Genomic DNA, 1,494 nt, shown 5'->3' on the forward strand with positions numbered 1-1,494 from the left:
ATAATACGGTCATGGAAAAACCCTCTGAGCAACTAGTTATAGAATATTATCCAAATGTGGAAATTACAGGTGAATTAACTGAAAATCAGACATTACTTTCAAATGAAAAGGCCAAGCGTATACTCGGTTATGAACCCCAATATGATTGGAGAAATTTCGTAAAGTAAAAAGTATAGATTGGATAAGGTTTAGTGCATGTATGCGCTAAGCCTTTTTTATTAGTACTTGCTTTAAAGAACACTTTAACCTTTATAATGTCAATTACTCTTACGTTATTGACTAAGAGTAAAGCATTATTTTCTAGTATAGGAGCACGAGGGAAATGGAAAAAACTCTGACACAAGGAATTCCATATAAACAAATAGTCAAATTTACGATTCCCCTGTTACTGGGGAATATTATACAGCAACTTTATTACACGGCAGACGCGTATATTGTTAATCGGACACTTGGTTTAAATGCATTAGCAGGGGTTAGTAGCACAAACGGTATTACATTATTAATCATTGGATTTGCCCAAGGACTAACAGTTGGATTATCAATTCTAATATCCAAAAATTTTGGTGCTAAGGATATGAATAGAGTACAAACTATGTATGTTAACAATTTGCTGATCTGTTTGATTGCTAGTCTATTGCTAACAATCTTAAGTTTATCGGGCGTAAGTACACTCCTTAATATTTTGCAGACACCTGCTGATATATGGGATTATGCTCATGATTTTCTGCAGATTATCTTTTTAGGTATATTAACCTCTTTAATGTTTAATTTCTTTTCTAATACGATGAGAGCACTGGGAGACAGTCGTACTCCTTTTATATATCTATTAGCTGGTGCCATATTAAACATCATTCTCGATGTGATTTTAGTTAAGTATACTCCTCTTGGGGTCCGAGGTGCTGCTTTAGCTACGGTCATATCGCAGGGAACTGCAGCTATTCTATGTGCAATGTCTATCAGAAAAAAATATTCATTTTTATCTTTAAAGGGATATAAAAGTCAGATTGAAAAGAAGATTATATTCGGTAATCTGAGACTTGGTCTACCAGTAGCTTTTCAATCTTCAATTATTGCTCTAGGGGTTATTATTATGCAGTTTGCAGTTAACAACATGGGGACTGCAGCTGTTGCAGCATATGCAGTAGCTTCAAAAATTGAAGGAATGGCCGTTGAACCACTTCGTTCCTTCGGTATGGCAATGACTACTTTTACTGCCCAAAATTATGGAGCAACTAAACATAAAAGAATTTTAAAAGGGGTGCGTCAATGTTTAGCTATTTCTATAGGAATGGCTATAGCACTAGGAGTAATTATGTTTTTTGGAGGTAAGAAACTCACAGCATTGTTTGTAGGAACAGATCAAAACGAAATTTTAGAACTCTCACACACGTTTTTGATTATACACGGCTTCCTTTACATTATTTTATCGTTCCTTTTTGTCTATCGATTTACTCTACAAGGGTTAGGAAAAACTGCTATTCCAACGATATCAGG

Annotated in this window: 1 protein-coding gene; it reads left to right on the plus strand. The window is 34.8% G+C overall.

Annotated features, from left to right (window positions below):
* Positions 1-322: 322 nt before the first annotated feature.
* Positions 323-1,494: MATE family efflux transporter (locus tag RB298_RS00125; RefSeq protein WP_486045153.1), on the plus strand; the 1,172-nt coding region annotated here is incomplete at its 3' end.

This window comes from Priestia sp. BR_2 (assembly GCF_041954005.1).
GTDB lineage: Bacteria > Bacillota > Bacilli > Paenibacillales > Paenibacillaceae > Paenibacillus_AQ > Paenibacillus_AQ lautus_A.